Source organism: Arthrobacter sp. BG5 (genome assembly GCF_056680155.1).
In genome coordinates this window covers 3,716,461-3,742,019 of sequence record NZ_CM155268.1, presented here as the reverse complement: position 1 = coordinate 3,742,019, position 25,559 = coordinate 3,716,461, and the positions used below count along the sequence as shown (strand labels likewise).

Annotated in this window: 20 protein-coding genes and 1 tRNA gene; 14 read left to right on the top strand and 7 right to left on the bottom strand. The window is 65.3% G+C overall.

Features of this window, described 5'->3' with window-relative positions:
• Window positions 1-304 precede the first annotated feature (304 nt).
• Complete coding sequence (locus tag AC1MBE_RS17115; RefSeq protein ID WP_479779908.1) at window positions 305-895, bottom strand: TetR/AcrR family transcriptional regulator; 591 nt, start codon at window positions 893-895, stop codon at window positions 305-307.
• Between the two features lie 166 nt (window positions 896-1,061).
• On the opposite strand from AC1MBE_RS17115, the gene AC1MBE_RS17110 reads away from it, so the two are divergent.
• The 10 genes from AC1MBE_RS17110 to AC1MBE_RS17065 all read left to right on the top strand — a co-directional run bounded on the left by AC1MBE_RS17110 (window position 1,062) and on the right by AC1MBE_RS17065 (window position 8,814).
• Window positions 1,062-1,379, top strand: coding sequence for a carboxymuconolactone decarboxylase family protein (locus AC1MBE_RS17110; RefSeq protein ID WP_479779906.1), 318 nt, complete (start codon window positions 1,062-1,064; stop codon window positions 1,377-1,379).
• 127 nt (window positions 1,380-1,506) lie between these two features.
• The gene (locus tag AC1MBE_RS17105; protein WP_479779904.1) at window positions 1,507-1,908 is read left to right on the top strand and encodes a cupin domain-containing protein; all 402 of its coding nucleotides are present in this window, start codon (window positions 1,507-1,509) and stop codon (window positions 1,906-1,908) included.
• Between the two features lie 60 nt (window positions 1,909-1,968).
• Window positions 1,969-2,985, top strand: coding sequence for a zinc-dependent alcohol dehydrogenase family protein (locus AC1MBE_RS17100; protein WP_479779902.1), 1,017 nt, complete (start codon window positions 1,969-1,971; stop codon window positions 2,983-2,985).
• A gap of 65 nt (window positions 2,986-3,050) precedes the next feature.
• Window positions 3,051-3,728 (top strand): SDR family NAD(P)-dependent oxidoreductase, encoded by a 678-nt coding sequence (locus tag AC1MBE_RS17095; protein WP_479779900.1) that lies wholly within the window; start codon window positions 3,051-3,053, stop codon window positions 3,726-3,728.
• Between the two features lie 189 nt (window positions 3,729-3,917).
• Window positions 3,918-5,078 (top strand): MFS transporter, encoded by a 1,161-nt coding sequence (locus tag AC1MBE_RS17090; RefSeq protein WP_479779899.1) that lies wholly within the window; start codon window positions 3,918-3,920, stop codon window positions 5,076-5,078.
• A gap of 38 nt (window positions 5,079-5,116) precedes the next feature.
• Window positions 5,117-5,845: an NADPH-dependent F420 reductase gene (locus tag AC1MBE_RS17085; RefSeq protein WP_479779897.1), complete on the top strand. Its 729-nt coding sequence runs from the start codon at window positions 5,117-5,119 to the stop codon at window positions 5,843-5,845.
• 2 nt (window positions 5,846-5,847) lie between these two features.
• A complete protein-coding gene (locus tag AC1MBE_RS17080) occupies window positions 5,848-6,582 on the top strand; it encodes an SDR family NAD(P)-dependent oxidoreductase (RefSeq protein WP_479779895.1) in 735 nt (244 codons plus the stop codon).
• Between the two features lie 75 nt (window positions 6,583-6,657).
• On the top strand, window positions 6,658-7,638 hold the full coding sequence (locus AC1MBE_RS17075; RefSeq protein ID WP_479779893.1) for a helix-turn-helix transcriptional regulator: 981 nt from the start codon (window positions 6,658-6,660) through the stop codon (window positions 7,636-7,638).
• Window positions 7,635-8,513: an SDR family oxidoreductase gene (locus AC1MBE_RS17070; RefSeq protein ID WP_479779891.1), complete on the top strand. Its 879-nt coding sequence runs from the start codon at window positions 7,635-7,637 to the stop codon at window positions 8,511-8,513. The genes AC1MBE_RS17075 and AC1MBE_RS17070 overlap by 4 nt, the downstream gene beginning before the upstream one ends.
• Window positions 8,514-8,544: 31 nt before the next feature.
• Complete coding sequence (locus AC1MBE_RS17065) at window positions 8,545-8,814, top strand: helix-turn-helix domain-containing protein (RefSeq protein WP_479779890.1); 270 nt, start codon at window positions 8,545-8,547, stop codon at window positions 8,812-8,814.
• A gap of 450 nt (window positions 8,815-9,264) precedes the next feature.
• On the opposite strand, the gene AC1MBE_RS17060 is transcribed toward AC1MBE_RS17065, so the two are convergent.
• Entirely contained in the window at window positions 9,265-9,447 is a 183-nt protein-coding gene (locus AC1MBE_RS17060; protein WP_479779889.1) for a carboxymuconolactone decarboxylase family protein, read from the bottom strand.
• A 1,102-nt stretch (window positions 9,448-10,549) separates the two neighbouring features.
• Between AC1MBE_RS17060 and AC1MBE_RS17055 the strand changes: the two genes are divergently transcribed.
• On the top strand, window positions 10,550-10,921 hold the full coding sequence (locus AC1MBE_RS17055) for an alpha-amylase family glycosyl hydrolase (protein WP_479779888.1): 372 nt from the start codon (window positions 10,550-10,552) through the stop codon (window positions 10,919-10,921).
• Here AC1MBE_RS17055 and AC1MBE_RS17050 read toward each other — a convergent pair.
• Complete coding sequence (locus tag AC1MBE_RS17050) at window positions 10,918-11,883, bottom strand: amidohydrolase family protein (protein ID WP_479779886.1); 966 nt, start codon at window positions 11,881-11,883, stop codon at window positions 10,918-10,920. The two genes, AC1MBE_RS17055 and AC1MBE_RS17050, sit on opposite strands and share 4 nt — an antisense overlap.
• Window positions 11,884-13,049: 1,166 nt before the next feature.
• Here AC1MBE_RS17050 and AC1MBE_RS17045 point away from each other — a divergent pair.
• Window positions 13,050-14,159 carry an EAL domain-containing protein gene (locus AC1MBE_RS17045; RefSeq protein ID WP_479779884.1) on the top strand — a complete coding sequence of 370 codons (1,110 nt, stop codon included), beginning with the start codon at window positions 13,050-13,052 and terminating at the stop codon, window positions 14,157-14,159.
• 1,131 nt (window positions 14,160-15,290) lie between these two features.
• A complete protein-coding gene (locus tag AC1MBE_RS17040; protein WP_479782687.1) occupies window positions 15,291-15,587 on the top strand; it encodes a rhodanese-like domain-containing protein in 297 nt (98 codons plus the stop codon).
• Window positions 15,588-16,750: 1,163 nt separating this feature from the next.
• Here the strand turns inward: AC1MBE_RS17040 and AC1MBE_RS17035 are convergent.
• A tRNA-Leu gene (locus AC1MBE_RS17035) sits at window positions 16,751-16,832 on the bottom strand.
• Between the two features lie 207 nt (window positions 16,833-17,039).
• On the opposite strand from AC1MBE_RS17035, the gene AC1MBE_RS17030 reads away from it, so the two are divergent.
• The gene (locus AC1MBE_RS17030) at window positions 17,040-17,645 is read left to right on the top strand and encodes an ANTAR domain-containing response regulator (RefSeq protein ID WP_056739732.1); all 606 of its coding nucleotides are present in this window, start codon (window positions 17,040-17,042) and stop codon (window positions 17,643-17,645) included.
• A gap of 99 nt (window positions 17,646-17,744) precedes the next feature.
• On the opposite strand, the gene pyk is transcribed toward AC1MBE_RS17030, so the two are convergent.
• From pyk to gltB, 3 genes are all read right to left on the bottom strand, one after another.
• Window positions 17,745-19,241, bottom strand: a complete 1,497-nt coding sequence (gene pyk / locus AC1MBE_RS17025) for a pyruvate kinase (RefSeq protein ID WP_346958945.1) — start codon at window positions 19,239-19,241, stop codon at window positions 17,745-17,747.
• A gap of 90 nt (window positions 19,242-19,331) precedes the next feature.
• The gene (locus AC1MBE_RS17020; protein ID WP_479779882.1) at window positions 19,332-20,789 is read right to left on the bottom strand and encodes a glutamate synthase subunit beta; all 1,458 of its coding nucleotides are present in this window, start codon (window positions 20,787-20,789) and stop codon (window positions 19,332-19,334) included.
• Window positions 20,782-25,398, bottom strand: coding sequence for a glutamate synthase large subunit (gltB, locus tag AC1MBE_RS17015; RefSeq protein ID WP_479779881.1), 4,617 nt, complete (start codon window positions 25,396-25,398; stop codon window positions 20,782-20,784). Before gltB ends, AC1MBE_RS17020 begins: the two co-directional genes overlap by 8 nt.
• Between the last annotated feature and the right edge of the window lie 161 nt (window positions 25,399-25,559).

Sequence of the window (25,559 nt, the reverse complement as noted above, 5' to 3'; positions counted from 1 at the left end):
GCCACTATCACGAGCATCGAAGTAATCAGGCCGGCATCGTTTCCGGTCTTGCAGCACCAACTAATATGGGCCCCCGAAGGGGCCCATCAGAGAAGATTTGTGCACACTCAGCGGCTCAAAGCCCCTGAACAGGGAAACACTGTGCCCGAGGTGGGACTCGAACCGGGTTCCAGCACTTGAATTTCCGCTGCTCCCCCGAAAACCTCGCCAATCCGGCCCAGTCCGGCACCAGTACGACCCGGTCCGAAGCCCAGGGTGTGCACATTGTGCACACCCATTTTTTGCAGCTGGCTGGTCCCGTGGCCTAGGACTCCACGAGCCGGCGGGCGGCCTCGACCACGCTAGCGCGGCGGCGTGCCGCCTCGGCCTGGTCGGTGACTTCCGCGCCCGTCATCATGCGCCCTACCTGCGGCAAAACCGCCCAGTATCCCGCGAGAGCGAGCAGCAAGAAATTCAGATGATCAGGCGCGATGTCGCTCTGGACGGCTCCGGCCCTTTGCGCCTCACCGAATGCACGGGTTTTCTGCGCGTAATAGTCGCGGCGTTGCTGCTCCTCGGGAACCTGGGTAGTGAATGAGAGCGACTCCCAAAGGACCAAGCGGACGAGTTCCGGATGTTCGCAGTTGTAGTCGAAGAGTCTCCCGGCGTACTCACCGATCCCGTCCGGAGTGAAGGACTCCATGGCAACGGTCTCGGCGACCCCGGCCAGCTTCTCGCGCAGCACGACTTCGAAGAGTTCCGGCTTGCTGCCGAAGTAGTTGTACACCCGCTCCTTGTTCACGCCCGCGAGCTTGGCGATCCGCTCCATCGTGGTCCCATCGGGGCCGCGGACAGTGAACTCCTGTGTCGCCGCGTCGATGATCTTGCTTTTGGTGCCCTCAACGTCCCATGCCATACGACTCCTACCCTTTTCCAACGTTGGCGTTGCTTTCTTGCTTCAATCCTACTATATTTAATACCAACGCCAACGTTGGGGACGGAAAAAATGGTTCGCGTCGACAACGGACGCCGACAGCTGAATCCCAGCCACACAACCCAGCACCTCGGAAAGAGAACCCGCAATGACAGACCAGCAGACCCCGATGCAGAAGATGATGGGCGATTTCGCCCCCACCTTCGTGTCCCTCACCGACGACGTCCTCTTTGGGCAGGTGTGGTCCCGCCCCCAGTTGTCCCGCCGCGACCGCAGCCTGATCACGATCAGCAGCCTCGTCTCCGCCGGCAATATCGAACAGCTCCAGGCGCACATCCCGATGGGCATCGCCAACGGCCTCACCAAGGAGGAAATCATCGAGGCGATCACCCACGTTGCGTTCTACGCAGGCTGGCCGCGCGGCGTCTCCGCCCTCACCCTCGCTCAGAAGCTCCTCACGGACTGATGACAGAACGATCCGAGCTCGCCTCGATCCACGCTCCAACCAGGGCGACACCCTCAACCGACCAGATGAATTCCTCAGCTCCGGCATTGAATTTCACGAAGCCTGAAAATCCCAAGGAGAAACGCACATGATCATCGAACCCCAGCGCGAGACCATCCTGAACCCGGAAGCACAGTTCCCCGGCGGAGTGTGGCTCGACGTCATCGCAGCACCGCACGGACCCGAGCAGCGCGCGACGATGGCGAAGGTGCGCTTCCAGCCCGGAGCCCGCACCGCCTGGCACTCCCACGCCCGCGGCCAGTACCTGCACGTCACCGACGGCATCGCCCGGTTCGGCGACCGCGACGGCAACATCATCGAAGTCCACCCCGGCCAGACCCTCTATACACCCCCCGGCGAAGAGCACTGGCACGCAGCCGCCCCCGGCATGTTCATGGAACACATCGTGCTCCTGGAAGCCGACGACGGCGCCGAGATCGCTTCTTGGTGGGGCGAACAGATCACCGACGACGAATACGAAGGCAGCTGAAACGCCCCGCTTCACCCCTCTTGTACCGGGCTCACTAGCCCTGGAAGGCCCTATCTCCTCATGCGCGCAACCACTCTCCACGCACCCGGCGACGTCCGGGTCGAGGACTACGACAAGCCCACCATCCAGCAACCCACCGACGCGATCATCAAAGTCGCAGCGGCGTGCGTGTGCGGATCCGACCTCTGGCCCTACCGCGGCACCGTTCCCACAGACGAGCCGCAGCCAATGGGTCACGAATACGTCGGCGTCGTCGAGGAAATCGGCGATGACGTGCACACCATCCAAGTCGGCCAGTTCGTCGTCGGCTCGTTCTTCACCTCCGACAACACCTGCGACATTTGTCTGTCCGGGTACCAGTCCAGCTGCATCCACCGCGAAGTGATCGGAACCGCGCAGGCCGGGTACCTCCGGGTTCCCCTCGCAGACGGTACCCTCGTCGCAACCCCGGAGGTCCCTTCCGCAGACAAGATCCCGTCCCTGCTCGCTGCCTCGGATGTGCTGGGCACGGGCTGGTTCGGCGCGAAGGCCGCCGAAGTCGGCCCGGGCAAGACCGTCGTCGTGGTCGGCGACGGCGCGGTCGGTCTCCTGGCGGTCCTTGCCGCGAAACGGCACGGTGCGGAGCGCATCATCGCGATGTCCCGCCACGCCGACCGGCAGGCCCTCGCCCGTGAATTCGGCGCGACCGACATCGTCGAAGAACGCGGTGATGCCGGGATCGCGAAGATCAAGGAACTCACCGCCGGCCTCGGCGCGCACTCGGTGATCGAGGCCGTCGGCACGCAGGAATCGATGATGCAGGCCATCTGGTCCGCCCGCGCGGGCGGGCACGTCGGTTTCGTCGGCATGGGCCACGAAGTCTCCATCCCCGGCATGGACCTGTTCATGGCCCACGTGCACCTGCACGGCGGACCCGCTCCGGTGCGGGACTACCTGCCCGAGCTGATCGACCTCATCCTCCGCGGCGAGATCAACCCCGGGAAGGTCTTCGACCTCCAGCTGCCCCTCGAAGACGCCGCCGAAGGCTACAAGGCAATGGACGAACGCCGCGCCATCAAGACGCTCCTCCACCCGTAAAACTCCTCGACCGGGCCCGCGCCGACCGGCACAGGCCCGACCCGATTCAAGAAGGAAAGCGAACAATGACTGATTCAACCTCAACCCCCCAGGCCCTCATCGTGGGCGTCGGCCCCGGCCTCGGCATCTCCCTCGCCCGCCGCTTCGGCCGTGAAGGCTTCGCCCTCACCATCGCCGGCCGCAACGAACAAAAGCTCAAAGAGTTCGCGGAGCAGCTCCGCGGTGAGGGCATCACCGTCGACACCGCGATCGCCGACGCCGCCGACCCCAAGGCTTTCAAGGCCTCCCTGCAGGAGCTGGCCGAAAAGATCACTCCGAGCGTAGTCGTCTACAACGCCGCGATCGTGGCCGCCGACAACGTCCTGACCAGCGACCTCGACTACCTGATCACCAACTACAACATCGATGCCCTGGGCGCGATCGTGACCGCCCAGGTATTCACCCCCGCGATGCGTCAGGCAGGGAAGGGCACGTTCCTTGCCTCCGGCGGCTACGCCTACATCGACCCGAACCCCACGTACGCCACGATCTCACTCGGCAAGGCCGGTCTCCGCACTGCCACGACCCTGATCCACAAGGAGCTCAAGGACGAGGGCGTACACGCCGCATCCGTCACCATCGCCGGCGCCATCGAGCCCGGAACCCCGATGGCACCTGAGCTGATCGCAGAAACCTTCTGGGCACTGCACACCCAGCCCGCCACCGACTGGACCCCAGAGACCGTCTTCGACGGCAACAACTGAGCAACCGCCGAGGGCGGCGGCCGTGGCAACACCTCGTCATGCGGCCGCCCCTGGCAGTCCCGGCAACGCGACGCACCCGCTACCGGCCCCACACCACCCCGCCGAAGTTGAGCATGCAGCCGCACGACACTTTTGAAAGAGACACACCTCCCATGACCACAAACCCCCAGCGATACCCGGACTGCCGGCATGACTCGGGGCCTCACCCTTGTGTTTGCGATCGCCGCCAGTGCCGCGGTCGGCAACCTCTACTGGGCGCAGCCGCTCCTCGGCATCATCGGTAAAGACTTCTCCGTCCCCACCGGCTCCACCGGTCTCATCGTCACCGTCACCCAGATCGGCTACGCCATCGGCGTGTTCCTGCTGCTGCCCCTGGGCGACATGGTGAACCGGAAACGATTCATCCCCGGTCTGATGATCCTCACCGCCGTGTTCCTTCTCGCCACCGCCGCAGCCCCCACCTACCCGGTGCTGCTCGGAACGCTCGCTCTAATCGGATTCAGTGCCGTGGCCGGACAGTTCCTCATCCCGCTCGCCGGCGACCTCGCCCACGACGACCAGCGCGGCCGCGTACTCGGCACCGTCGCTGCCGGCATCATGATCGGACTGCTCATCGCCCGCGCGCTCAGTGGCCTCGTCGCCGAGCACTTCGGATGGCGTGCCGTGTTCATCATGGCTGCCGTCATCATGGTCACCCTCGCCGCCATTCTTGCTCCCCGCATCCCCAGACTGGAACCACGCGGGAAGGTGCCTTACGGCACGCTGCTGCTCGCAGTGCTTCGCACCGTTACCGGGAACCGGACCGTGCAGGTGACGATGCTGATCGGCGCCAGTGCAATGTGCGTATTCACGATGTTCTGGACCGGGATGACGTTCCTGCTCTCTTCCCCACCGTTCGGGTTCTCTGTGTCGCTGATTGGCGCGTTCAGCCTCGTCGGTGTCGTGGGTGCTCTTGCCGCGCAGCGCGTGGGCGTGTTCTTCGACCGGGGCTTGTTCATCCCGGCGCTCGGCATTGGGCTGGCCGTCACTCTCGCTGGCTTGGTTGTCTCCGCGTTCGGATCGACGTCGATTATCGTCCTCATCATCGGCGCGGTCGTGTTCGGTGTTGGTCTCCAGACCGTGCAGATCCTCGCGCAAACCCGGATGGTCTCCATCGACGCCTCCGCCCGGAGCCGCCTCAACACCGCCTTCGTCGGCGGGAACTTCATCGGCGGCGCCATCGGGTCAGCCCTCGCCGGCGCCTTCTGGCAGCTCGGCGGCTGGGTACCGGTCATGACCGCCGCAGCCGCCATCGCCGCCCTCGCCCTCCTGACCTGGCTGATCACCCGCACCGGTGTCCTTGCCCGCTGAGCCAACGCGCACACTCCAGCCCCAGAGAAAGAAGAACCATGAAAATCGCAATTCTCGGTACCGGAATCGTGGGACGCACCCTCGCAGATCGCCTCCACGAGGTCGGGCATGACATCGTCATGGGCACCCGGGACCCCAACGCCACTCTCGCCCGTACCGGAACCGATGCTCGCGGGCAGGTTCCGCTCCATGACCGGCTCTCGGAACACCCCAAGATACGGCTGACCGGCATGTCCGACGCTGCAGCTCACGGAGAGCTTATCGTGAACGCCCTGCCGGGTGTCGTGACCCTGGATGCCCTCTCACACATTGATCCGGGCGCGCTGGAAGGCAAGGTTCTGCTCGACACTGCGCTCCCGCTAAAACGTCACGAGAGCCTTCCTCCCACCCTGACCGGGGTAGAGGAACTAAGCCTCGCCGAGCAGATCCAGCACGCTCACCCCGGCGTGCGGGTCGTGAAGTCGCTGAACACGATGGCGGCACACCTCATGGTCGATCCGGGACGGGTACCCGGTGACCACGTCGTCTTCGTCACCGGCAACGACATCGAGGCCAAGAAGACCGTGCGGGCCCTCCTGAAACAGTTCGGCTGGGAAGATGACGTCATTCACGACCTCGGCGACGTGCGGGCCTCCCGCGGACCCGAAATGTACGCCTACCTTCTGTTTCAGCTCGCAGCCTCGTTCGGCTCGTTCAACTTCAACATCGCGATCAACCGCGCAGCCTCAACGGGCGCTGACATCCGTACTGCCCACGAAGGAGAGTAATCATGGCTCGCATCCTGATCACCGGGTCAGCTGACGGACTGGGCCGCCTCACCGCAGAAGCCCTGCACGCCCAGGAGCATCACGTCATCGTGCACGCCCGAAACACTGAACGGGCAACGCACCTTCACCCTCTCACCGACCACGGTGCCGGCATCGTCATCGGAGACTTCGCCGATCCCGACGCCGTACGCCGTATCGCCGCCGAACTGGTTGAACAGGCACCGCTGGACGCCGTCATCCACAACGCCGGCGTCTGGAGCGGGCGGGACGTCATGCCCGTCAACATCATCGCCCCGTATCTGTTGACCGCGCTTCTTCCGCTCCCGGAACGGCTGGTCTACCTCAGCAGCGGGTCCCACTTCGGCGGCCAACCGCGCCTGGACGGTGTCGACTGGCAAGGCGAGAGGGCCGGCTCCTACAGTGACAGCAAGCTCTACGTCAGTACCCTCGCCGCGGCCATTGCCCGCCTGTACCCGGAGGTACTGTCCAACTCCGTCGACCCCGGATGGGTACCCACCCGAATGGGCGGATCCGGAGCCCCCGACAGCCTCGAACTAGGCCACCGCACGCAGGAGTGGCTCGCCACCAGCGATGACCCTGAAGCGCGCACCAGCGGCAGATACTGGCACCACCAGCACCGACAAGAACCCCACCCCTCCGTTCACGACACGGCCTTCCAGGACCGGCTCCTCTCGGCCCTCGCCGACGAAACCGGTGAACACCTCCCCCGGCGCTGAAGCATGCACCCATCTCAAGTGGGGGTGTCTGACAGACACTGCCACCAACGGGGCGGCCTGCGTAGCGTGGTGGTTGTGGACAGAAAAAACGAAATCCGTGAGTTCCTGATCTCGCGTCGCGCGAAGCTCAGTCCGGAGCAGGCGGGCATCCCCAGTTACGGGGAGCTGCGCCGCGTGCCGGGCCTGCGCCGTGAGGAAGTGGCGCAGCTCGCTGGCGTAAGCACGGACTACTACACGCGGCTGGAACGCGGCACCATCCGCGGCGTCTCAGATTCTGTGCTCGAGGCTGTGGCCTCTGCTCTTCAGCTGGACGAGGCAGAGCGGATGCACTTGATGGATTTGGCGCGGACGGCCAGCACGCCGTCGCGCCGGGCGCCGCGACGGCCAGCGCAACAGCGGGTCCGTCCAGGGGTGCTGCGACTTCTGGACGGGATGAACGCAGTGGTCGCCATCGTGCAGAACGGCCGTTCCGACGTGCTGGCCGCAAACCTGTTGGGCCGTGCGCTGTACGGGCCAGTGTTCGAATCGGCAGCAGCGGCTGGCCCGGATGCTCCAGGCAGTCAGCCAAACCAGGCGCGCTACCTCTTCCTCGATCCGGGTGCAGGGGACTTCTACCCCGATTGGCGTGCGGTCGCGGCCACCACCGTTGCGATGCTTCGCCTGGAAGCGGGGCGAAACCCCCACGACAGGGAGCTGAACGAACTGGTCGGAGAATTGACCACCCGCAGCGGACTGTTCGCCGAATTATGGGCCGGCCACGACGTGCGGATCCACACCACCGGGACCAAACGCTTCCACCACCCGGTCGCCGGGGACCTGTCCCTGCAGTTCGAGACGCTTCACCTCCCCAGCGACGAGGGACAGACCCTGTTCACCTTCACCGCGGAGCCGGGCTCCGCATCCGAACACGCACTGGCGTTCCTTGCCAGCTGGGCGGCATCGCCGCCCGAAACAAGCACCGCCGGCAGCTCCGCCGCCGAACCCTCTGTCCCGGACACCCGCCACCGTGCGCAGCCAGGACCACACAACCCAGGAAAGACAGAACCAAACACATGACTGAGAACACCCTCATTGAACAGAACCAGACCACGACCGGCAAGAAGGTCTGGTTCATCACGGGAGCCGGACGCGGCCTCGGCACAGACATTGCCAAGGCGGCCCTAGCCGCCGGCCACGCGGTCGTCGCCACCGGCCGCAACCCTGAAAAAGTCACCCAGGCCATAGGCGAAAACGAGAACCTGTTGACGGTAAAGCTCGACGTCACCGACCCCGCCGACGCGGCGGCCGCCATACAGGGTGCCGTGGACCGCTTCGGCCGGATCGATGTCCTGGTGAACAACGCCGGTAACTTTCACGCCGGGTTCTTCGAGGAAATCACCCCGGAAGACTTCCGGGCACAAATCGAAACCACCATGTTCGGGCCCATGAACGTCACCCGTGCGGCCCTGCCTGTCCTGCGCGCCCAGCGCTCGGGCCTCCTCGTCACAATCTCCTCGACCGCCGGCCTCGCCGGCGGGGAATTCCTGACCGCCTACGCCGCGTCAAAGTTTGGCATCGAAGGCTGGGCCGAGTCACTGGCCCCCGAGGTCGCACCTTTCGGCATCCGCTCCATGATCGTGGAACCGGGCTTCTTCCGCACAGAGCTCCTCACCCCGGAATCCACCAGCTACGCCGAATCCACCATCGAGGACTATGCCGAGCGCACCGAACAGACCGTCGCCTCCTGGCAAAGCATGAACGGCCTTCAGGGCGGGGACCCGGCCAAACTCGCCGACGCCCTCATCCAACTGGCTGGACTGGATGCACCGCCGCTGCGCTTCGCCGCCGGCCCCGACGCCGTCGGAGTATTCGAGACCAAGGCAAAGGAACTCCAAGCCCAGGCCGACGCGCACCGCGAGCTCTCCAGCAACCTCGCCCACGACGACGCCTAACTACCCCCTATAGGCCACCGGAAGCGTCAAGATGTCCGAGGCAGCGGCACTCGTGGGAATGTCAGTGTCCAACTTCTCGAAATACTTCAAACGCGCCACGGGGCAGAACTTCAGCGACTTGGTCCGCAAACTTCGGCCGGCACACGCTCGGCGCCTGCTCGAACACAGCGACAAAGCTATCTCAACCATTTGCTACGAAGTGGGCTTCTCGAACCTGTCCAACTTCAACCGGCATTTTCTGAGCGACTCCGGCGAAACCCCCGGGAACTACCGCCAAAGGCTTAGCGGACGGACGTCATAAACCCCGATAACCCTCCCCGAGGGCTTGCAGGGAAAGCGGCTGAAGTCGAGAAGTCTTCCACGACCGCAACGGGTCATGTCGCCCGCTCCCCTAGAGACTATGAAGTAACAACAAAGTGCCGAGCCATCAAAGTTCTTAGTGGAAGGAGCGACCCGGCCACAGCAACGGCCACCAACCGAAAAGGGCCCCAAAGGGGCCCATCAGTGAACAGTTGGTGCACACTCAGAGGCCCACAAGCCCCTGAACAGGGAAAACACTGTGCCCGAGGTGGGGCTTGAACCTGGTTCCAGCCCTTGAATATCCGCAGCTCCCCCGAAAGCATCGCCAATCCGGGCCAGTCCGACTCCGGTACGACCCGATCCGAGACCCGGGGTGTGGACACTGTCCACACCCCGGGTCAGCCAGCGCAGAGCGCGCGGCGGGTGATGGCTTCGATGAGCTCCTCCCGGGTCAGGCCGTTCTCGATGGCGCGGCCGAGGCGGAGCCCAGCTGGTCGGTGTTCCCGCCAGCAGTGAGCACGGCAACTGTGATGACGCTGCGGTCGCAGGCGTTCAGTTCGAGCCGGTTCCGGGAGTCCTCGAAGGACACGTCGTCGGTGAGCTCGGCCAGCTTCGGAGCGAAGTCGCCGAACATCTCCTACGCCACTACTATCCCCACAGGACCCATACCGGCATCGGAGGCAAAACCCCCGGTCAGCCGCGCTCACAACGTCGTGGGAATTACACCGAGGGGACGCCTCTGACACGATGATGATCCATCTCCTGGCCCTGCGGCTGCGCAGTTTGCAGTCCGCGCTCGAAGTCGATGTGGACAAGAACACCACTGTCGTCTTCCCGGCACGCTCATGAGCACCAGCGGGGAACTCTCCGCGTTCGTCGCCCGGGAAACCCAGGCCGCGGCGAGTTCTCACGGCAAACTACCCATCCGGGCCGCGTGAGCCCTCGACTAGATCGTGCATGCGCGCGGGACAAAGACTCTTCCACTTCCTCCGGCCGTAGTCAGGCCTTGGCGATAACGTCCTCATGACCCGGCTGGGGTCACTCCGGGCCAGATCGGAATAGGTCCATTATCGGGGGTGGTTGTTGGCCCATGCAGGGGCCGTTCGCTATTGCGCCGATTAAGGCGCATGCTGATCCGGAGGACAACCATGAAATTGAAGCCTAAGACGTTTCCGTAACTGGCTGTTCTCGAAGTAACCAGGCCCTCTAAACACCGGTCCGGGCTCCGTTGGAGCCGTCAAGCAGCCGGCGGTTTCCATGGCGGTAAGACGCTGCGGCCTCTGGAACGGATATACGCTCCTGCCGAGCACATCTTCAATGGAGGAGGCTCCGGTGCTCATCACCGCCCCGCCGGAAACCGAAGCAATCCTGCGCCGGCCTGCCTTGCCTGGCCGGCGGAAGACTTTCACAGCACCAACGCTCCCACGACCGTGAGATGCGTGAGGAAGTGCTCGGACAAACGGCTGCGTCCGTTCATATTGACGATAAATAGGGAAAGCCCCATCGGAGGGGCTTTCAGCGGGCTGGGCAGTTGATCCATGATATTGGTCAGCTGTGATGCGCTCCTCCTCCCCGGGCGCTGTTCGCGCCCCTGGCGGTTTTCGTAATTAGAGATTCTAGTAAGCACCACGGCTGATGGTCCAGCGCAATGACGAAGAATTTCCGGCGGCCAGGCAGGATCGTTGTGGGCATGCTGGATCGCTGACGGATAGACGGATCCCGATGACAGAGCCCGCATGGGTTCAGCACGCTCTCTAGTGGCAGGTGCACCCTCCTGGCTTCGTCGGGGCGGAGCCTGGGTCCGAGGCACTGAAGCAACCGGTGGCGCAGCGACGGGCCACTTGATCCCCTGGCTCGATCACATCGTGGAACTTGGAGCTTCGGTTCTTGCCCTGAGTCCCGTCTTCTCCTCGGAGACTCACGGTTATGATTCCATGGACTACTACCGCATCGACCTGCGACTGGGCGATAACGCGGACTTCGACGATCTCATGACGCAGGCTGACACCCGTGGGCTGAACGTCCGGAGCTGCGGACAACTCGGGCGCATGCCGAATGGCAGCTACCGTAACGGGATTTCCGCACCGTCGCTCGCGGAACTCGATTAGCCTTTATCAGGCTTGAGGCGGGGAAACAGCGCCTCGGAGTTGCCCCGGTCTATCGCCGCGCGCAGGGAGGGGCCCAGCGGGTAAGTCTCGTACTGCATGTTCAGGAAGTCGATCGCCGCCGACGGGGCGAACGGGAAGTCCGTGCCGTACGTGATGCGGCCGGGGCCGGCTACCTCGAGCAGGCTGGGCAACGCCGACGGACTGGCGGACAGCGCAACGTCGTAATAAAACCGCCGCAGGACGGACTGCTCCTTATCTGTCAGCGCCGCCAGCGCGCTGAGAGCCAACTCCCTATTGCTAAGCATTGTCAGCAGGATCCTGTGGGCGATGTAAGGTACGAAGCCGCCCGCGTGGGCGAGGATGAACTTGATGCCCGAATATTTCTCCATCGCACCGGACAGGATCAGGCTGAGAGCAGCACGGGTGGTGTCGAGCAGGAAATCTGCGGCGAAAGCGGGTATGCCCGGTACCGCCGGCGCGGGCAGTTCGCCGGGATGGATGAACACTACGGCCCGGCGGTGGTGCAGGAACTCCAGGAGAGGCTCAAAGCCCGGATCGCCCAGGTAGCGTCCGTCGTTGTTGGCCAGCAGGACGATTCCGTCCGCGAGCAGGGCGTCCAAGGCGTACCGGGCTTCCGCGAGGGCACCCTCCACGTCCGGCAGCGTGAGGGTCGCGAAGAAGCCGAACCGGTCTGGCCGCCCGGCAACCACCTCCGCACTGTACTCGTTAACCTCCCGCGCCCGCTGCCGCGCCTCCAAGACGTCCCCGAAGTACACTCCGGGCGTGGACAGGGACAGGATGCCGGTCTGCACATCGTGCCTGTCCATGAACTTCAACGCTGAACGTTCGGACCACGACGGCAGGCCCACGCCGCCGGGGCGGATGCCCTTTTCCTGCATCCAGCCCGCATAGCCCGGCGGAACGATGTGCTGGTGAGTGTCGATGCGGTACGGCCGGCTCATCCGGGTCCTTGTCCACGTGCCCGTTTGGCTGATCCGCGCGACCCTGAAAGATCAGCGGATACGAACAACCTACTCGCAATACGGGGCCCAGGCACGGAGCCGCAGACGAGACCGAGGCACTCCGGTGACTTCATAGCGGTTTCCAGGCCCCCGCTGCCCCGAAACCAAAAGAAGGAGCCACCGGGCCACAGCGTCGGCCAACGAAAGGGCCCCCTTGAGGCCCATGGAGCGGCCGCTTGGCATCCGCAGGAATCTCAACGTTGCTGTCAACCACATTGGTGTGCCGCTGTTCGTTCCAGGTAACCGGGCACGAACAGGGCTTCTGGTTCGCCCGATTGCAATGCGGTCCTTGCGGGGTATTTGAGCGGCCGGGCCGGCGCGGAAGAGGGTCGCCAGCCAATGCTCCTTCGGTGCTCCTCGGGCCACCGGCGCGGGCACGGCTCGACTTGACGGCAATCGCGGGCACCGGGCACCGCTTCCCCGGCCGCCGGTCCGGTGAGCTAACTCCGTCGCCCTTGCCCCCGGAGCTGATCGGGCATCGCGGCGGTTCGTCAGTTCGGGCGTGCCCTGTCCGGCGCGGCATTTTGATACCAGTGGCGGGCGAGCTTCGTGCTCTTAGCGCTGTTGGGGCAGTTGATATTGCTGCAGTGCGACGGGACTTCAGTCGGCGGCGTCGTTGTCGTTGCCCCAGCGGCCCTGAGCCGAGAAGAAACAACTGCTGATCCACAGGCGGAACAAATAACGAGAGTCCGCATGATTACCCAGCCACCCCGTGGCTTGTCGGTGCCCGGAAGCAGGGCCGGTGGCAACTAGTCCTCCCGGCGCCGCCGCCGGGTGTGCCGGTTTGGCCTATGGCTTCCATACATCCCCTGTCGTAACGTGCTTCCAGCGTACAGCGCCCGCCCTCACCGAAACCGAATAAGGGCAGGAGGCAAGCGGCTCTGTCAATCCGGATGACCGGTCTTATCCCCGACCGAATTACCCGGGTTCCCCAGCCGGGGCCGGTGCGCTGTCGGACAGTCGCGGGTTCGGGCCCCGGTGCTGTGGACTTACAGCTCGGCGGCGCAGTACGATGCGGGCACGACCCTCCGCCCTTCGGGGTTCCGAATTCTGGACGTGGGGGCCGGTTCCGGACTCAGCCGGAACGCGGATCAAAGGAATCATCCATGTCGATGGAACCGTTGTCCCTGCCAGCGTGCGCCGACAGCGGCCCGGCACCCGGCGCTCCTTCTGCCGACGCCGTAATGGGGATACGCCGGCAGGCCTCGGCCATTATCGATGCCGTCCTCTCATCGCCGGCTCCCGTGGACGCCGGGGTCAGGGACCGGCTCCGGGAACAGGTTGCTGCCCACCCCGGGCACCCGGAGACTGCGCTGGCGGAGCACCTCCTGGCCATCAGGTCGCTGACCGGGCTCCCGGGCGGGGTCTCGATGGCGTTCGCCCCGGCCGTCCGGCCCGCCGTTGAGCCGGCGGCCAGGACCCCGGCACCGGCGGAGCGCGCCTCGCGGATACAGGCGGTCCTGAACGGCAGGATGCTGCTGACCGCCTTTCAGCCCATCTACGAACTCGCCACGGGCGCCGTTGCCGGCGTGGAAGGATTGACCCGGTTCGTCACCGACGGGGCCGACAACGCTGACTACTGGTTCGCCGAAGCCGCCGAGGCGCGGCTGGGAAGTGAACTTGAATTCGCTGCCCTGGAGTCTGCCCTCGCGGCCGCCCGGCACATCCCGTCCCATCTGTATGTGGGATTGAAATTGTCTCCTGCCACCTGTCTGGATCCCTTGCTGCCGGGGTTGCTGGAGGAATCCCTGCTCGCCCCGGACCGCATCGTCCTTGAACTCACCGAGGCCCTGTCTGAGGGGCAGCCCGCAGCCCTTCACGCTGGCCTACGACCCCTGCGGGAGCGCGGAGTCCGGCTCGCGGTCGACCATATCGGCTCGTACTTCGACTCGATCCGGCACATCAGGCAGCTCAAACCGGACATCATCAAACTGGACCGCGACCTGATCACCGGAATCGACACGGACATTCTCCGCCATGCCTTCGGCGAGGCCATGGTCGGCTTCGCCGAGCAACTCGGAGCAACGCTCATCGCCGCAGGCATCGAAACCCGAGACGAGCTGGCAACTGTCACCAGTCTCGGCGCAACGGCCGCTCAAGGCTACTTCCTCGGCAGGCCCACAACCAGGCCCCAGGACTGGGCCCGATGGAACCTCCCGGATCCTGCCAAAGCTGGATCCGACACGTCTTCCCCAAGCGCTTCGATCTGGTTCTGACCGCCGCTCCCCAAGCGCCGTAGCCCGGCCGGATATCAGCACTTACACGCCACGACATTCCTCAGCCCGGATAGAACCTCGAGCGGTACAGTGCCGAGGCTACTTCGCCGCCCCTGCCCCTCCGTCGTGAGCGGGGAACTTTCCGGGTGGAGAACCTAACGCTCTAGATGGGCGGAGGTCAGGACCGGAGACGCGGCCAGGACGTTTCGCGCGCGTTTACGTGCCGGCGCGGTCTGGCTTGATGAGATCCGACCGAATCTGCCTTCCGGATGTGAAGTACTAACCCACGTGCTGGCGAGGCGGACCCCGCTCGGGCTGGGGCAACTCCTCCATTAATTGGGGAAACAGAGGAGTCGCACCTGATGCTACTGCCGCGAGACTCAGGCTCAGTGGCAGTTGGCGCACCCATTGTCAGCCAGGGCCAGAGCGCCTACCCTAGCGTTGGGAGTGGCCCGAGCAACCGTTGGGGGCAGACCACGTGGCGGGCGCGCACCGCCAATCCCTGCACAACGCTGGCTCCATGGTCTCAACGCGATGGAGCCAGCTTGCAGGATTAGCCACCCCTCAATCCTGAACAATATGGCGTGGGGAGTCGCTGAGTTGTTGGACGGCATTTAGAGACAGCTGAGTCCTGGTCGCGACACGGATTTCTGAAGCCAAACACCAGCCTCCATTCTGTCTCAGTAATAGATCGATCAATGAAATTGGCTGGCCGCTCCATGGGGCGTCAGGATGTGACCCGCAGCGATAAGAGGCGATTTTTGGCGGCCCTAAATGGCACCCTAATGCCCGCAAGCCGTTACCGGAGAGGGGCCCGCCCGAGCGTCTGCCTGTTGAGCTGCGCCAAACCGGGAGCCTTGATCGCATCTCCCGTTGACCTGACTCCTTCCATACCCTTGAAATTGACGACCAAAAGGGCTCATCGTTCCGCTTCATGGTGGAACAACCAACCGATCCGCAGGTAAAGCGAGAAAAACAGTGAAGCAGTGTCCTATTTCCGATGACGGCGTCGCGATCTGCCAGCGCAGGTCAGATCCGAGCGATTCCCCCGGGACTCTTACGATCAACCAATTACTACTTGAGAGCCGCATCGGGCTCGAGCGTGTCGATCCTTCGGATCTTGAGCGGGAGATGGCAGCAGGCGCCCTTGTCGTTGACACACGACCGGTCGATCAGCGAGACCGCGACGGTGATCTTCCAGGAGCGGTCGCTATTGACCGAAACGTTCTTGAGTGGCGCCTCGATCCTTCCAGCCCCCACCGGCTCCCGATCGCTGACGACCCCGCTCGGCGGATCGTGGTCGTCTGCAACGAGGGCTACAGCTCAAGCCTCGCTGCACACACCCTGCAGCGGCTGGGGCTGACCCGTGCGACTGACCTTATCGGCGGTTTCCAAGCCTGGGCAGCACTGCGCAAGCAGTCCGACTAAATTACTTGCCTGCGTCCCCGGCCCGCCCCGCCGGGGAGCTTTCCGCCGCGTGCCCCACACATAGGGGCCATGGACCCCTTCCGCATCATTACGAGCATCGACGAGCTGGCCGCAATGGGCTGGATCTGACTGTGTGCCCGCCACGGCTGCCCTCGTGCGCCTACCGCGTCGGCCGGGGTTCTGTGGAATTCCGCCGCAGAGGCGCCGCGCTCATGAAGCCCGCCTCATGGACGACCATCATTCCCTCCCGGCAACCGGCCAGAAAGGCACATACGTCCCTCGGTTACGCCAAGGCGGCGATCACGCACCAGTTGTCCCGGCTTCGATCACGACGTCATTGTTCGTTCAAAGACACGAGCACCATGACAAGCTAATCGGCTGCTCTCGGGCCGAACTTGCCTATTCACCCTCAGGTGGCTGAAGAGCGGATCCATGCCAAGCACGAGCTACCGGAACGAACCCCGACCTGCCCTAAGCTTCCCTATTCCTCGCTCGATGACGAGTAGCCAGTCAACAACCGCACTAAGGGCTGCTCGCGAAGGGCCGCAGTATCAAAGCGATATGGGTTCTTGTCGGCCGGAGGGGCCGCGGTGTCTCACCACTTTGTCACGCAGTCATCCAGCCAGGCCGCCGGCACCCCAGTTCGGGATCCCGGTAGAAATCCACAGCGCCCTGTGGCTGACGCCTAGGTAACGATGAACAGGTATCGGCGCAAAACCACCGAGCCGGGGAAGTAAGACGGTGAGCTTCATGAGTTACATGTACGACGATGCTGGCTCCCCGTCGCGCACGGTGACTCGTGTCCGACCGCTTGCGGGAGTCGCGCAGCACCGGTTCCCCCAGAAGTTGGCACAAAGTCACGTCGCCCTCCCCCTCGCCCACCATGAAGAAGCAGGAAAGCCACCACAAACCGACTAGGAGGAGCGCGATGAACGACAAACGACGCAGGAAAGAACCTCAGCCCCGGTTCGTTTCAGGTCATGTCGCACAAGCCAAGGGCGTCCATGAACAGGTAACGAAGGACAAACTGTCGATCTAGACAAGCAAGGAGGCAGACGGCCACGGCCGCGGCCACCACTAGAAAAAGGCCCCCGAAGGGGGCCCACATGTGAACAGTTTGTCCACACTCAGAGGCCTACAAGCCCCTGAACAGGGAAAACACGTGCCCGAGGTGGGACTCGAACCCACACACCTTTCGATACCGCATTTTGAGTGCGGCGCGTCTGCCAATTCCGCCACTCGGGCGCGGAGTACACCGGATGTCATATTCGCCTGCTCCATGGTGCTGTGAGCAACGCGATCGCTTCCGGTGCGCGAAATTACTCTACATGCAGATAGGCTGAATTCCAGAATCGCGCCAGTGACGCCGCATCGATCCCAACCGGCCCCCAGTACACCAGCGGACTTGCCTCAGATGGACCAGTTCCCGCCGTACCTTTCCAAGGAGTACCCGTGTCAGAACAGACGGAGTCAACCCCCACCTCCCAGCCGGCGCGCCGTGTCGTGGTCGCCGAGGATGAGACCCTCATCCGCCTGGACATCATCGAGATCCTGCGCGGCGAAGGCTACGACGTCGTCGGCGAAGCGGACAACGGCGAGAAGGCCGTGCAGCTCGCGGAAGAGCTGAAGCCCGACCTCGTCCTGATGGACGTCAAAATGCCCGTCATGGACGGCATCTCCGCCGCGGAAAAGATCGTCAAGGCCCGCATCGCCCCGGTGGTGCTGCTGACCGCGTTCAGCCAGAAGGAACTTGTCGAGCGCGCCCGCGACGCCGGCGCCATGGCCTACGTGGTCAAGCCCTTCACCCCCGCGGACCTGATCCCCGCCCTGGAGATCGCCCTGTCCCGGCACGAGGAGATCAAGGCGCTCGAAAGCGAAGTCAGCGACCTGCAGGAGCAGTTCGCCACCCGCAAGCTCGTAGAGCGCGCCAAGAGCCTGCTGACCACCAAGATGGGCCTCACGGAGCCGGAAGCCTTCCGCTGGATCCAGAAGACCTCGATGGACCGCCGCCTGAGCATGCGCGAGGTTGCCGAGACCATCATCAACCAGGTCAACTAGCGCCCGGCAGGGCCCGGCCAACGGGCCCGCCAACAAGGGGAGGGTCCCGCCGCTGAATACCAGCGGCGGGGACCCTCCCTTTGTTTATTGCCTGAAGAACTAGACCTTGGTGTTCTTCTTCTTCTTTTCCGGCCAGGGGCCGAGCTTGTCCTTGGTGACGGCCTCGCCGTGGCTGCCGGCGTCGGCCAGGTCGCCCACCTTGTGGACCTTCAGCATGTTGGTGGAACCGGCCTTTCCGGGAGGCGAACCGGCCGCAATGACCACCATGTCGCCGTCCTCGACGAGGTCCATCTCGAGCAGGTTGCGGTCAACCTGGGCGGTCATCTCGTCGGTGTGGCCCACCATCGGGACCAGTACCGGCTGGATGCCCCAGGTCAGCGCCAGCTGGTTCCAGACGTGCTCCACCGGGGTGAAGGCGAAGACCGGGCGGATCGGGCGCAGTCGCGAGAGGCGGCGTGCCGAGTCGCCGGACTGGGTGAAGGTACAGATGTACTTCGCTTCCAGCTGGTCGGCGATTTCGACGGCGGCCCGGGTGATGGCTCCGCCGCGGGTCTTGGGCTTGGTGCCCAGCGGGGGGACGCGCTCCAGGCCGTGGACCTCGGTGGATTCGATGATCCGGGCCATGGTCTTGACGGTTTCGATCGGGAACTTGCCCACGCTGGTCTCGCCGGAGAGCATCACGGCGTCCGCGCCGTCGAGCACGGCGTTGGCGCAGTCGGAGGCCTCGGCGCGGGTCGGGCGCGGGTTGTCGATCATGGACTCGAGCACCTGGGTGGCCACGATGACGGGCTTGGCCCAGCGGCGGGCCAGTTCGACGGCGCGCTTCTGCACGATCGGCACTTCCTCGAGCGGAAGCTCCACACCGAGGTCGCCACGGGCCACCATGATGGCGTCGAAGGCGTCGATGATTTCGGGGAGCTGCTCCACGGCCTGCGGCTTTTCGATCTTGGCGATCACCGGCACGCGGCGGCCTTCTTCGTCCATGATTTCGTGGACGCGCTTGATGTCCGAGGCGTCGCGGACGAAGGAGAGTGCAACCATGTCCACGCCGCGGCGCATGGCCCAGCGCAGATCGTCCTCGTCCTTTTCGCTCAGGGCGGGGACGTTGACGGCGACGCCGGGCAGGTTGATGCCCTTGTTGTTGGACACGTAGCCGCCGACGACCACCTGGGCGACGACCTTGACGTCGTCGACCTCGATGGCGCGCAGGGCAACCTTGCCGTCGTCGATCAGCAGCGAGTCGCCGGGGTTGACGTCCTCGGTGAGGCTCTTGAGCGTCGTGGAGCAGATGTCCTTGGTGCCCGGGACGTCCTCGGTGGTGATCGTGAAGGTGTCACCGACGGCGAGCAGGTGCGGTCCGTCGACGAAGCGGCCGAGGCGGATCTTCGGGCCCTGCAGGTCGGCCATGATGGCGACGGCCTTGCCGAGCTGCCCGGCGGCCTTGCGGACGTTGTCGTAGGTGTTGTCGTGCACGGAGTAGTCTCCGTGGCTCATGTTCATGCGGGCTACGTCGACCCCGGCTTCCAGCACGGCGAGCGTGTTCTCGAAGCTCGCGATCGCCGGTCCGAAGGTGGCCACAATTTTAGCGCGTCTCATATACCTACCCTAGTTGTCTCTTGGTTGTTTTAAGTTCTCGCGGGGATGAACGGCCGGTGTTCGGCCCGGGCCGCAAGGGGCCGGGCCGGACTACAGGACGGCGATCGCCCGGTCGGTCGGCGCTACCGGCGCCGGGAGAACGGTGCTGCCCATCAGGAACTTGTCCACCGCGGCGGCGCAGGCGCGCCCCTCGGCGATCGCCCAGACGATCAGGGACTGGCCGCGTCCGGCGTCGCCGGCGACGAAGACGCCTTCGGTGTTGGTCATGTAGTAGCCGTCCCGGGCCACGTTGCCGCGGCCGTCGAATTCGGCGTGCACCTGGTCGGTGATTCCGGCCGGTTCGGCGCCGGTGAAGCCCAGCGACAGGAAGACCAGATCCGCCGGGATGATCCGCTCGGTGCCGGCCTTGGGCAGCCGCTTGCCGTCAACGAATTCGGTCTCGGCGACCTTGACGCCGGTCAGCTTGCCGTTCTCGCCGACGAATTCGACGGTGGACGCCAGGTAGGTGCGCTCACCGCCTTCCTCGTGGGCGCTGGCCACCTCGAACAGGGTGGGGAACGTCGGCCAGGGCTGGTGCGCGGCCCGCTCCGCGGACGGCTGCTTGCCGATCGCCAGCGTAGTCACGGACGCGGCCTGGTGCCGGTGGGCGGTGCCGAGGCAGTCCGCGCCGGTGTCGCCGCCGCCGAGGATGACCACGTGCTTACCGGCGGCGTTGATCTGGTTTTCCACGCTCTCGCCAGCCACCACACGGTTGGCGGGGACCAGGTAGTCCATCGCAAAGTGCACACCTTCGAGCTCGCGGCCCGGGATCGGCAGGTCCCGCGGGACGGTCGCGCCGGTGGCGACCACGACGGCGTCGTAGCGCCGGCGCAGCTGCTCCCAGGTCACGTCGGTGCCGACGGCCACGCCGGTCCGGAAGCGTGTGCCCTCGGCCTTCATCTGGTCCAGGCGGCGGTCCACGTGCTCTTTTTCCATCTTGAAGTCGGGGATGCCGTACCGCAGCAGGCCGCCGATCTTGTCGTCGCGCTCGTACACGGCGACGGTGTGGCCCACCCGGGTCAGCTGCTGCGCGACGGCGAGCCCGGCGGGGCCGGAGCCGACGACGGCGACCGTCTTGCCGGAGAGGCGCGCCGGCGGCAGCGGGGTGACCCAGCCGTTGTCGAAGGCCTGGTCCACAATGGAGACCTCAACCTGCTTGATGGTCACGGCAGGCTGGTTGATCCCCAGCACGCAGGACGCCTCGCAGGGTGCCGGGCAGAGCCGCCCGGTGAACTCGGGGAAGTTGTTGGTGGCGTGCAGCCGTTCCATCGCTTCCTCGCCCTTGTCCCGCCAGACGAGGTCGTTCCACTCCGGGATGAGGTTGCCCAGCGGGCAGCCCTGGTGGCAGAACGGGACGCCGCAGTCCATGCAACGGCCCGCCTGGCTTTTCAGGACACCCTTTTCCTGGGCTTCGTAGACCTCTTTCCAGTCCATGATGCGGACCGGAACCGGACGGCGGGGCTGCGTTTCACGCTGGCGTACTTTCAGAAATCCGCGTGGATCAGCCACCGGTCACCTCCAGGATTCGAGACCAAACTTCTTCGCCGTCGGGGTCCAGGCCCTCTTCGATGGCGTCAAGACGGGTTTGCAGCACCGCCGCGTAGTCGCGCGGCAGCACCTTGGTAATGCGGGCGGCGGTGTCGTCGAAGTTCTCAAGCAGCCGGGCCGCGTGCAGCGACTCGGTTTCCTCAAGGTGCTTGACCAGCAGCCCGTGGACAATTTCGCGGTCCTCGGCGTCCAGTTCGCGCAGCTGCAGCTCGCCCGCGTCGAGGGCCTGCTTGTTGACCCGTTCGGTCTGCAGGTCCAGGACGTAGGCGGTGCCGCCGGACATGCCGGCGCCGAAGTTGCGGCCGGTGCGCCCAATGATCAGCGCCTGGCCTCCGGTCATGTACTCGCAGCCGTGGTCGCCGATGCCTTCGACCACCGCGGTGGCGCCGGAGTTGCGCACCATAAAGCGCTCCCCCACCTGGCCGCGCAGGAAGAGCTCGCCGCTCGTGGCGCCGTAGCCGATCACGTTGCCCGCGATCACGTTCCGCTCCGCGGCGAACACGTTGGTGCGGTCCGGGCGGACGATGATGCGGCCACCGGAGAGTCCCTTGCCGACGTAGTCGTTGGAGTCGCCGAACATCCGCAGCGTGATGCCGGCCGGCAGGAACGCGCCGAGAGACTGCCCGGCGGTGCCGGTCAGCGTGATGTCGATCGTGTCCGTGGCCAGCACGTCGGTGCTGAAGGTCTTGGTGACCACGTGGCCGAGCATGGTGCCCACGGACCGGTCCGTGTTGATCACGTCGACGGCGATCTTCACCGGGGTTCGGTCGCTCAAGGCTTCCGCGGCCATCGCGATCAGTCGCTGGTCGAAGTGCTTGTCCAGCTCGTGGTTCTGGCCGGTGAGGTTGCGCAGCGGGGCGTCGTCGTCGAACTCCAGTCCATGCAGGATGGGGTCCAGGTCCAGCCCTTCGGCCTTCCAGTGGCTGATGGCCTCGCGGGTGTCGAGCATCTCGGCGTGGCCGATCGCTTCTTCCAGGCTCCGGAAGCCGAGCTCGGCGAGGATCTCACGGACTTCCTCGGCCAGGAATTCGAAGAAGTTGACCACGAATTCGGGCTTGCCGTTGAAGCGTGAACGCAGCTCGGGGTTCTGCGTCGCGACGCCCACCGGGCAGGTGTCCAGGTGGCAGACGCGCATCATGATGCAGCCGGAGACCACCAGCGGCGCGGTGGCGAAACCGAACTCCTCGCCGCCGAGCAGCGCGGCGATCACCACGTCGCGGCCGGTCTTCAGCTGGCCGTCCACCTGCACCACCACACGGTCGCGCAGGCCGTTGAGCATCAGGGTCTGCTGGGTCTCGGCGAGGCCGAGTTCCCAGGGCACGCCGGCGTGCTTGAGCGAGTTCAGCGGCGAGGCGCCGGTGCCGCCGTCGTGGCCGGAGACCAGTACGACGTCGGCCTTGGCCTTGGTGACGCCGGCGGCGACAGTGCCGATGCCGACCTCGGAAACCAGTTTGACGTGCACCCGCGCCGAGGGGTTGGCCCGCTTGGCGTCATAAATCAGCTGCGCGAGGTCCTCGATCGAGTAGATGTCGTGGTGCGGGGGCGGCGAGATGAGTCCGACGCCGGGCGTGGAGTGCCGGGTACGGGCCACCCAGGGGTACACCTTCTGGGCCATCAGCTGGCCGCCCTCGCCGGGCTTCGCGCCCTGCGCCATCTTGATCTGGATGTCGTCCGCGTTGGTCAGGTACAGGCTGGTCACTCCAAAGCGGCCCGAGGCGATCTGCTTGACCGCCGAGCGCCGGGTGGGGTCCAGCAGCCGGTCCACGTCCTCGCCGCCTTCGCCGGTGTTGGACTTGCCGCCCAGCCGGTTCATGGCGATCGCGAGGGTCTCGTGGGCCTCCTGCGAGATCGAGCCGTAGCTCATCGCGCCGGTGGAGAAACGCTTGACGATGCTGGAGACGGGCTCCACTTCCTCGAGCGGGACCGCCGGGCGCAGTCCGCCCTTGAACTTCAGCAGCCCGCGCAGGGTCATCAGGTTCGTGGACTGGTCGTCCACGCCGCGGGTGTAGGCCTTGAAGATGTCGTAGCGGCGCTCCCGCGTGGCGTGCTGCAGCCGGAACACCGTTTCCGGGTTGAACAGGTGCGGTTCGCCGTCGCGGCGCCACTGGTACTCGCCGCCGCCCAGCAGGGGCTGGTGCGGCAGTTCGATCCCGCTTTCCGGGTAGGCCATCCGGTGCCGCGCCGCGACCTCGGCGGCGATGACGTCCAGGCCGACGCCGCCCAGCTGGGAGTGCGTGCCGGCGAAGTATTCGTCCACCAGTTCCTGGCCCAGGCCGAGCGCCTCGAAGGTCTGGGCGCCGGTGTAGGAGGCGACCGTGGAGATGCCCATCTTGGACATGATCTTCAGGACGCCCTTGCCCAGGCCCTTGATCAGGTTGTAGACGCCGTCCTGGGCGGTGACGCCGGTGACGTCGCCGGAGGAGATCAGCTGCTCCACGGATTCCATCGCCAGGTACGGGTTGACGGCGGACGCGCCGTAGCCGATCAGCACGGCGACGTGGTGCGTCTCGCGGACGTCTCCGGCCTCGACGACCAGCGCGGTCTTGGTCCGGTTGGCGCTGCGCAGCAGGTGGTGGTGCACGGCGCTGACCAGCAGCAGCGACGGGATCGGCGCCCACTGGGCGTTCGAGTCGCGGTCCGAGAGCACCACGTACTGGACGCCGCGGTTGATGGCGCCGGAGACCTGCTCGCAGATTTCGGTCAGCCGGGCGCGCAGCGCGTTTTCGCCGCCGTCGGGACGGTACAGGCCGCGCACCTTCATGGCGACCCGGTCGCCGTCGGCGTTTTCAATGTTGGCAATCTTGGCCAGCTGGTCGTTGTTGATCACCGGGAACGGCAGCGAGACCTGCGGCTGGCGGACCTGCTTGGTGTCCAGCAGGTTGCCGTTGGGGCCGATCGCGCAGGTCAGCGAGGTGACCAGTTCCTCACGGATGGCGTCCAGCGGCGGGTTGGTGACCTGTGCGAAGGACTGCACGAAGTAGTCGAAGAGCAGCCGGGGCCGCTTGGAGAGCACGGCCACCGGGGTGTCCGAGCCCATCGCGCCGAGGGGTTCGGCGCCGGTGCGGGCCATCGGGCCGAGCAGGATCTTCAGTTCCTCGGTGGTGTAGCCGAAGGTGCGCTGGCGGATGTTGACCGAGGCTGCGGTGTGCACCACGTGCTCGCGTTCGGGCAGGTCCGCCAGGTCGATCAGGTTGTCCTTGACCCACTCGGCCCAGGGGTTCGCCGCGGCGACCTCGGCCTTGACCTCGGCGTCGTCGATGATCCGGCCCGCCTCGGTATCGACGAGGAACATTTTGCCGGGCGAGACGCGGCCCTTCTTGACCACCTTGGAGGGTTCGACGTCGATCACGCCCACCTCGGAGGCGAAGACGACCAGGCCGTCCTCGGTGATCCAGTACCGGCCCGGGCGCAGCCCGTTGCGGTCAAGGGTGGCGCCGACGAGGTTGCCGTCGGTGAAGGACACGGCGGCGGGGCCGTCCCACGGTTCCATCAGCAGCGAGTGGTACTCGTAGAACGCGCGCCGGGCGGGGTCCATCGTGGCGTGGTTTTCCCATGCCTCGGGGATCATCATCATGATCGAGTGCGTGATGGGCCGGCCGGAGAGCCAGAGCAGTTCCGCGACCTCGTCGAAGGAGGCCGAGTCCGAGGCGCCCGGGGTGCAGATCGGGTAGAGCTCCTCGGGGCTGTCCCCCAGCAGCGGGTTGGCCAGCTGCGACTGGCGGGCACGCATCCAGTTCCGGTTGCCCTTGACCGTGTTGATCTCGCCGTTGTGCGCGATGGTGCGGAACGGCTGGGCCAGCGGCCAGGACGGGAAGGTGTTGGTGGAGAAGCGCGAGTGGACGATCGCGAGCTTGGTCTTGAAACGTGTGTCCGAGAGGTCTGGGTAGAACGGTTCAAGCTGCGCCGTGGTCAACATGCCCTTGTAGACGATGGTCCGGGAGGACAGCGAGGGGAAGTACACGCCGAACTTGTTCTGGGCGCGCTTGCGGATCCGCCAGGCCCGGGAGTCGAGTTCGTTGCGGGAGAGCGACTCCCCGGTGCTGGAGGCGAAGAACGGCTGCGAGAAGTACGGCATGCAGGCCCGGGCCATGGCGCCAACGAGGTCGGCCACAATCGGGACTTCACGCCAGCCCAGGACCGTAAGCCCCTCGTCGGCGGCGAGGCCTTCGATGCCGGCCTTGGCGGCGTCGGATTCACGCTGTTCGGCCGGCAGGAACGCGGTACCCACCACGTACTGGCCGGCGGCGGGCAGCTCGAAGTCGGTGACCGCGCGGAAGAACTCGTCCGGGACCTGCATGAGGAGGCCGGCACCGTCACCGGTTCCCTCATCGGCGCCGACGGCACCGCGGTGCTCAAGGTTGCGCAGGGCGGTCAGCGCGGCGTCAACAATGTCGTAGCCGGGTTCGCCGCGCAGGGTGGCAATGATGGCCAGGCCGCAGGCGTCCTTCTCCTGCTCCGGGTTGTACAGTCCGGCGGCGTCGGGCAGTGCCGCGAAGCGCTTGAACGGTGAGATAGCCGTGGCGGGCTGGTCCGGACCGGACCAGCTGGGGCTGTGCAGGGTTTGGGTCATGGGAGACGTCCTTCCTCCTGATCGTGCGTATGGGAGGGACAACATTGGCCCGTATCGGTGCGCCGGTGTGACGGGCACAACAACGTGTTTTTCCTACTCGAATTGTAGGCCAGCGCCGCTTGCTGTACGAACAGTTACGCGGGCCGCCAGCCCGGGTTTGC

Coding starts and splice junctions, on each gene's coding strand:
- AC1MBE_RS17115 (WP_479779908.1), bottom strand. CDS start 895: ATGGCATGGGACGTTGAGGGCACCAAAAGCAAGATCATCGACGCGGCG.
- AC1MBE_RS17110 (WP_479779906.1), top strand. CDS start 1,062: ATGACAGACCAGCAGACCCCGATGCAGAAGATGATGGGCGATTTCGCC.
- AC1MBE_RS17105 (WP_479779904.1), top strand. CDS start 1,507: ATGATCATCGAACCCCAGCGCGAGACCATCCTGAACCCGGAAGCACAG.
- AC1MBE_RS17100 (WP_479779902.1), top strand. CDS start 1,969: ATGCGCGCAACCACTCTCCACGCACCCGGCGACGTCCGGGTCGAGGAC.
- AC1MBE_RS17095 (WP_479779900.1), top strand. CDS start 3,051: ATGACTGATTCAACCTCAACCCCCCAGGCCCTCATCGTGGGCGTCGGC.
- AC1MBE_RS17090 (WP_479779899.1), top strand. CDS start 3,918: ATGACTCGGGGCCTCACCCTTGTGTTTGCGATCGCCGCCAGTGCCGCG.
- AC1MBE_RS17085 (WP_479779897.1), top strand. CDS start 5,117: ATGAAAATCGCAATTCTCGGTACCGGAATCGTGGGACGCACCCTCGCA.
- AC1MBE_RS17080 (WP_479779895.1), top strand. CDS start 5,848: ATGGCTCGCATCCTGATCACCGGGTCAGCTGACGGACTGGGCCGCCTC.
- AC1MBE_RS17070 (WP_479779891.1), top strand. CDS start 7,635: ATGACTGAGAACACCCTCATTGAACAGAACCAGACCACGACCGGCAAG.
- AC1MBE_RS17065 (WP_479779890.1), top strand. CDS start 8,545: ATGTCCGAGGCAGCGGCACTCGTGGGAATGTCAGTGTCCAACTTCTCG.
- AC1MBE_RS17060 (WP_479779889.1), bottom strand. CDS start 9,447: ATGTTCGGCGACTTCGCTCCGAAGCTGGCCGAGCTCACCGACGACGTG.
- AC1MBE_RS17055 (WP_479779888.1), top strand. CDS start 10,550: ATGGGTTCAGCACGCTCTCTAGTGGCAGGTGCACCCTCCTGGCTTCGT.
- AC1MBE_RS17050 (WP_479779886.1), bottom strand. CDS start 11,883: ATGAGCCGGCCGTACCGCATCGACACTCACCAGCACATCGTTCCGCCG.
- AC1MBE_RS17045 (WP_479779884.1), top strand. CDS start 13,050: ATGTCGATGGAACCGTTGTCCCTGCCAGCGTGCGCCGACAGCGGCCCG.
- AC1MBE_RS17040 (WP_479782687.1), top strand. CDS start 15,291: ATGGCAGCAGGCGCCCTTGTCGTTGACACACGACCGGTCGATCAGCGA.
- pyk (WP_346958945.1), bottom strand. CDS start 19,241: ATGAGACGCGCTAAAATTGTGGCCACCTTCGGACCGGCGATCGCGAGC.
- gltB (WP_479779881.1), bottom strand. CDS start 25,398: ATGACCCAAACCCTGCACAGCCCCAGCTGGTCCGGTCCGGACCAGCCC.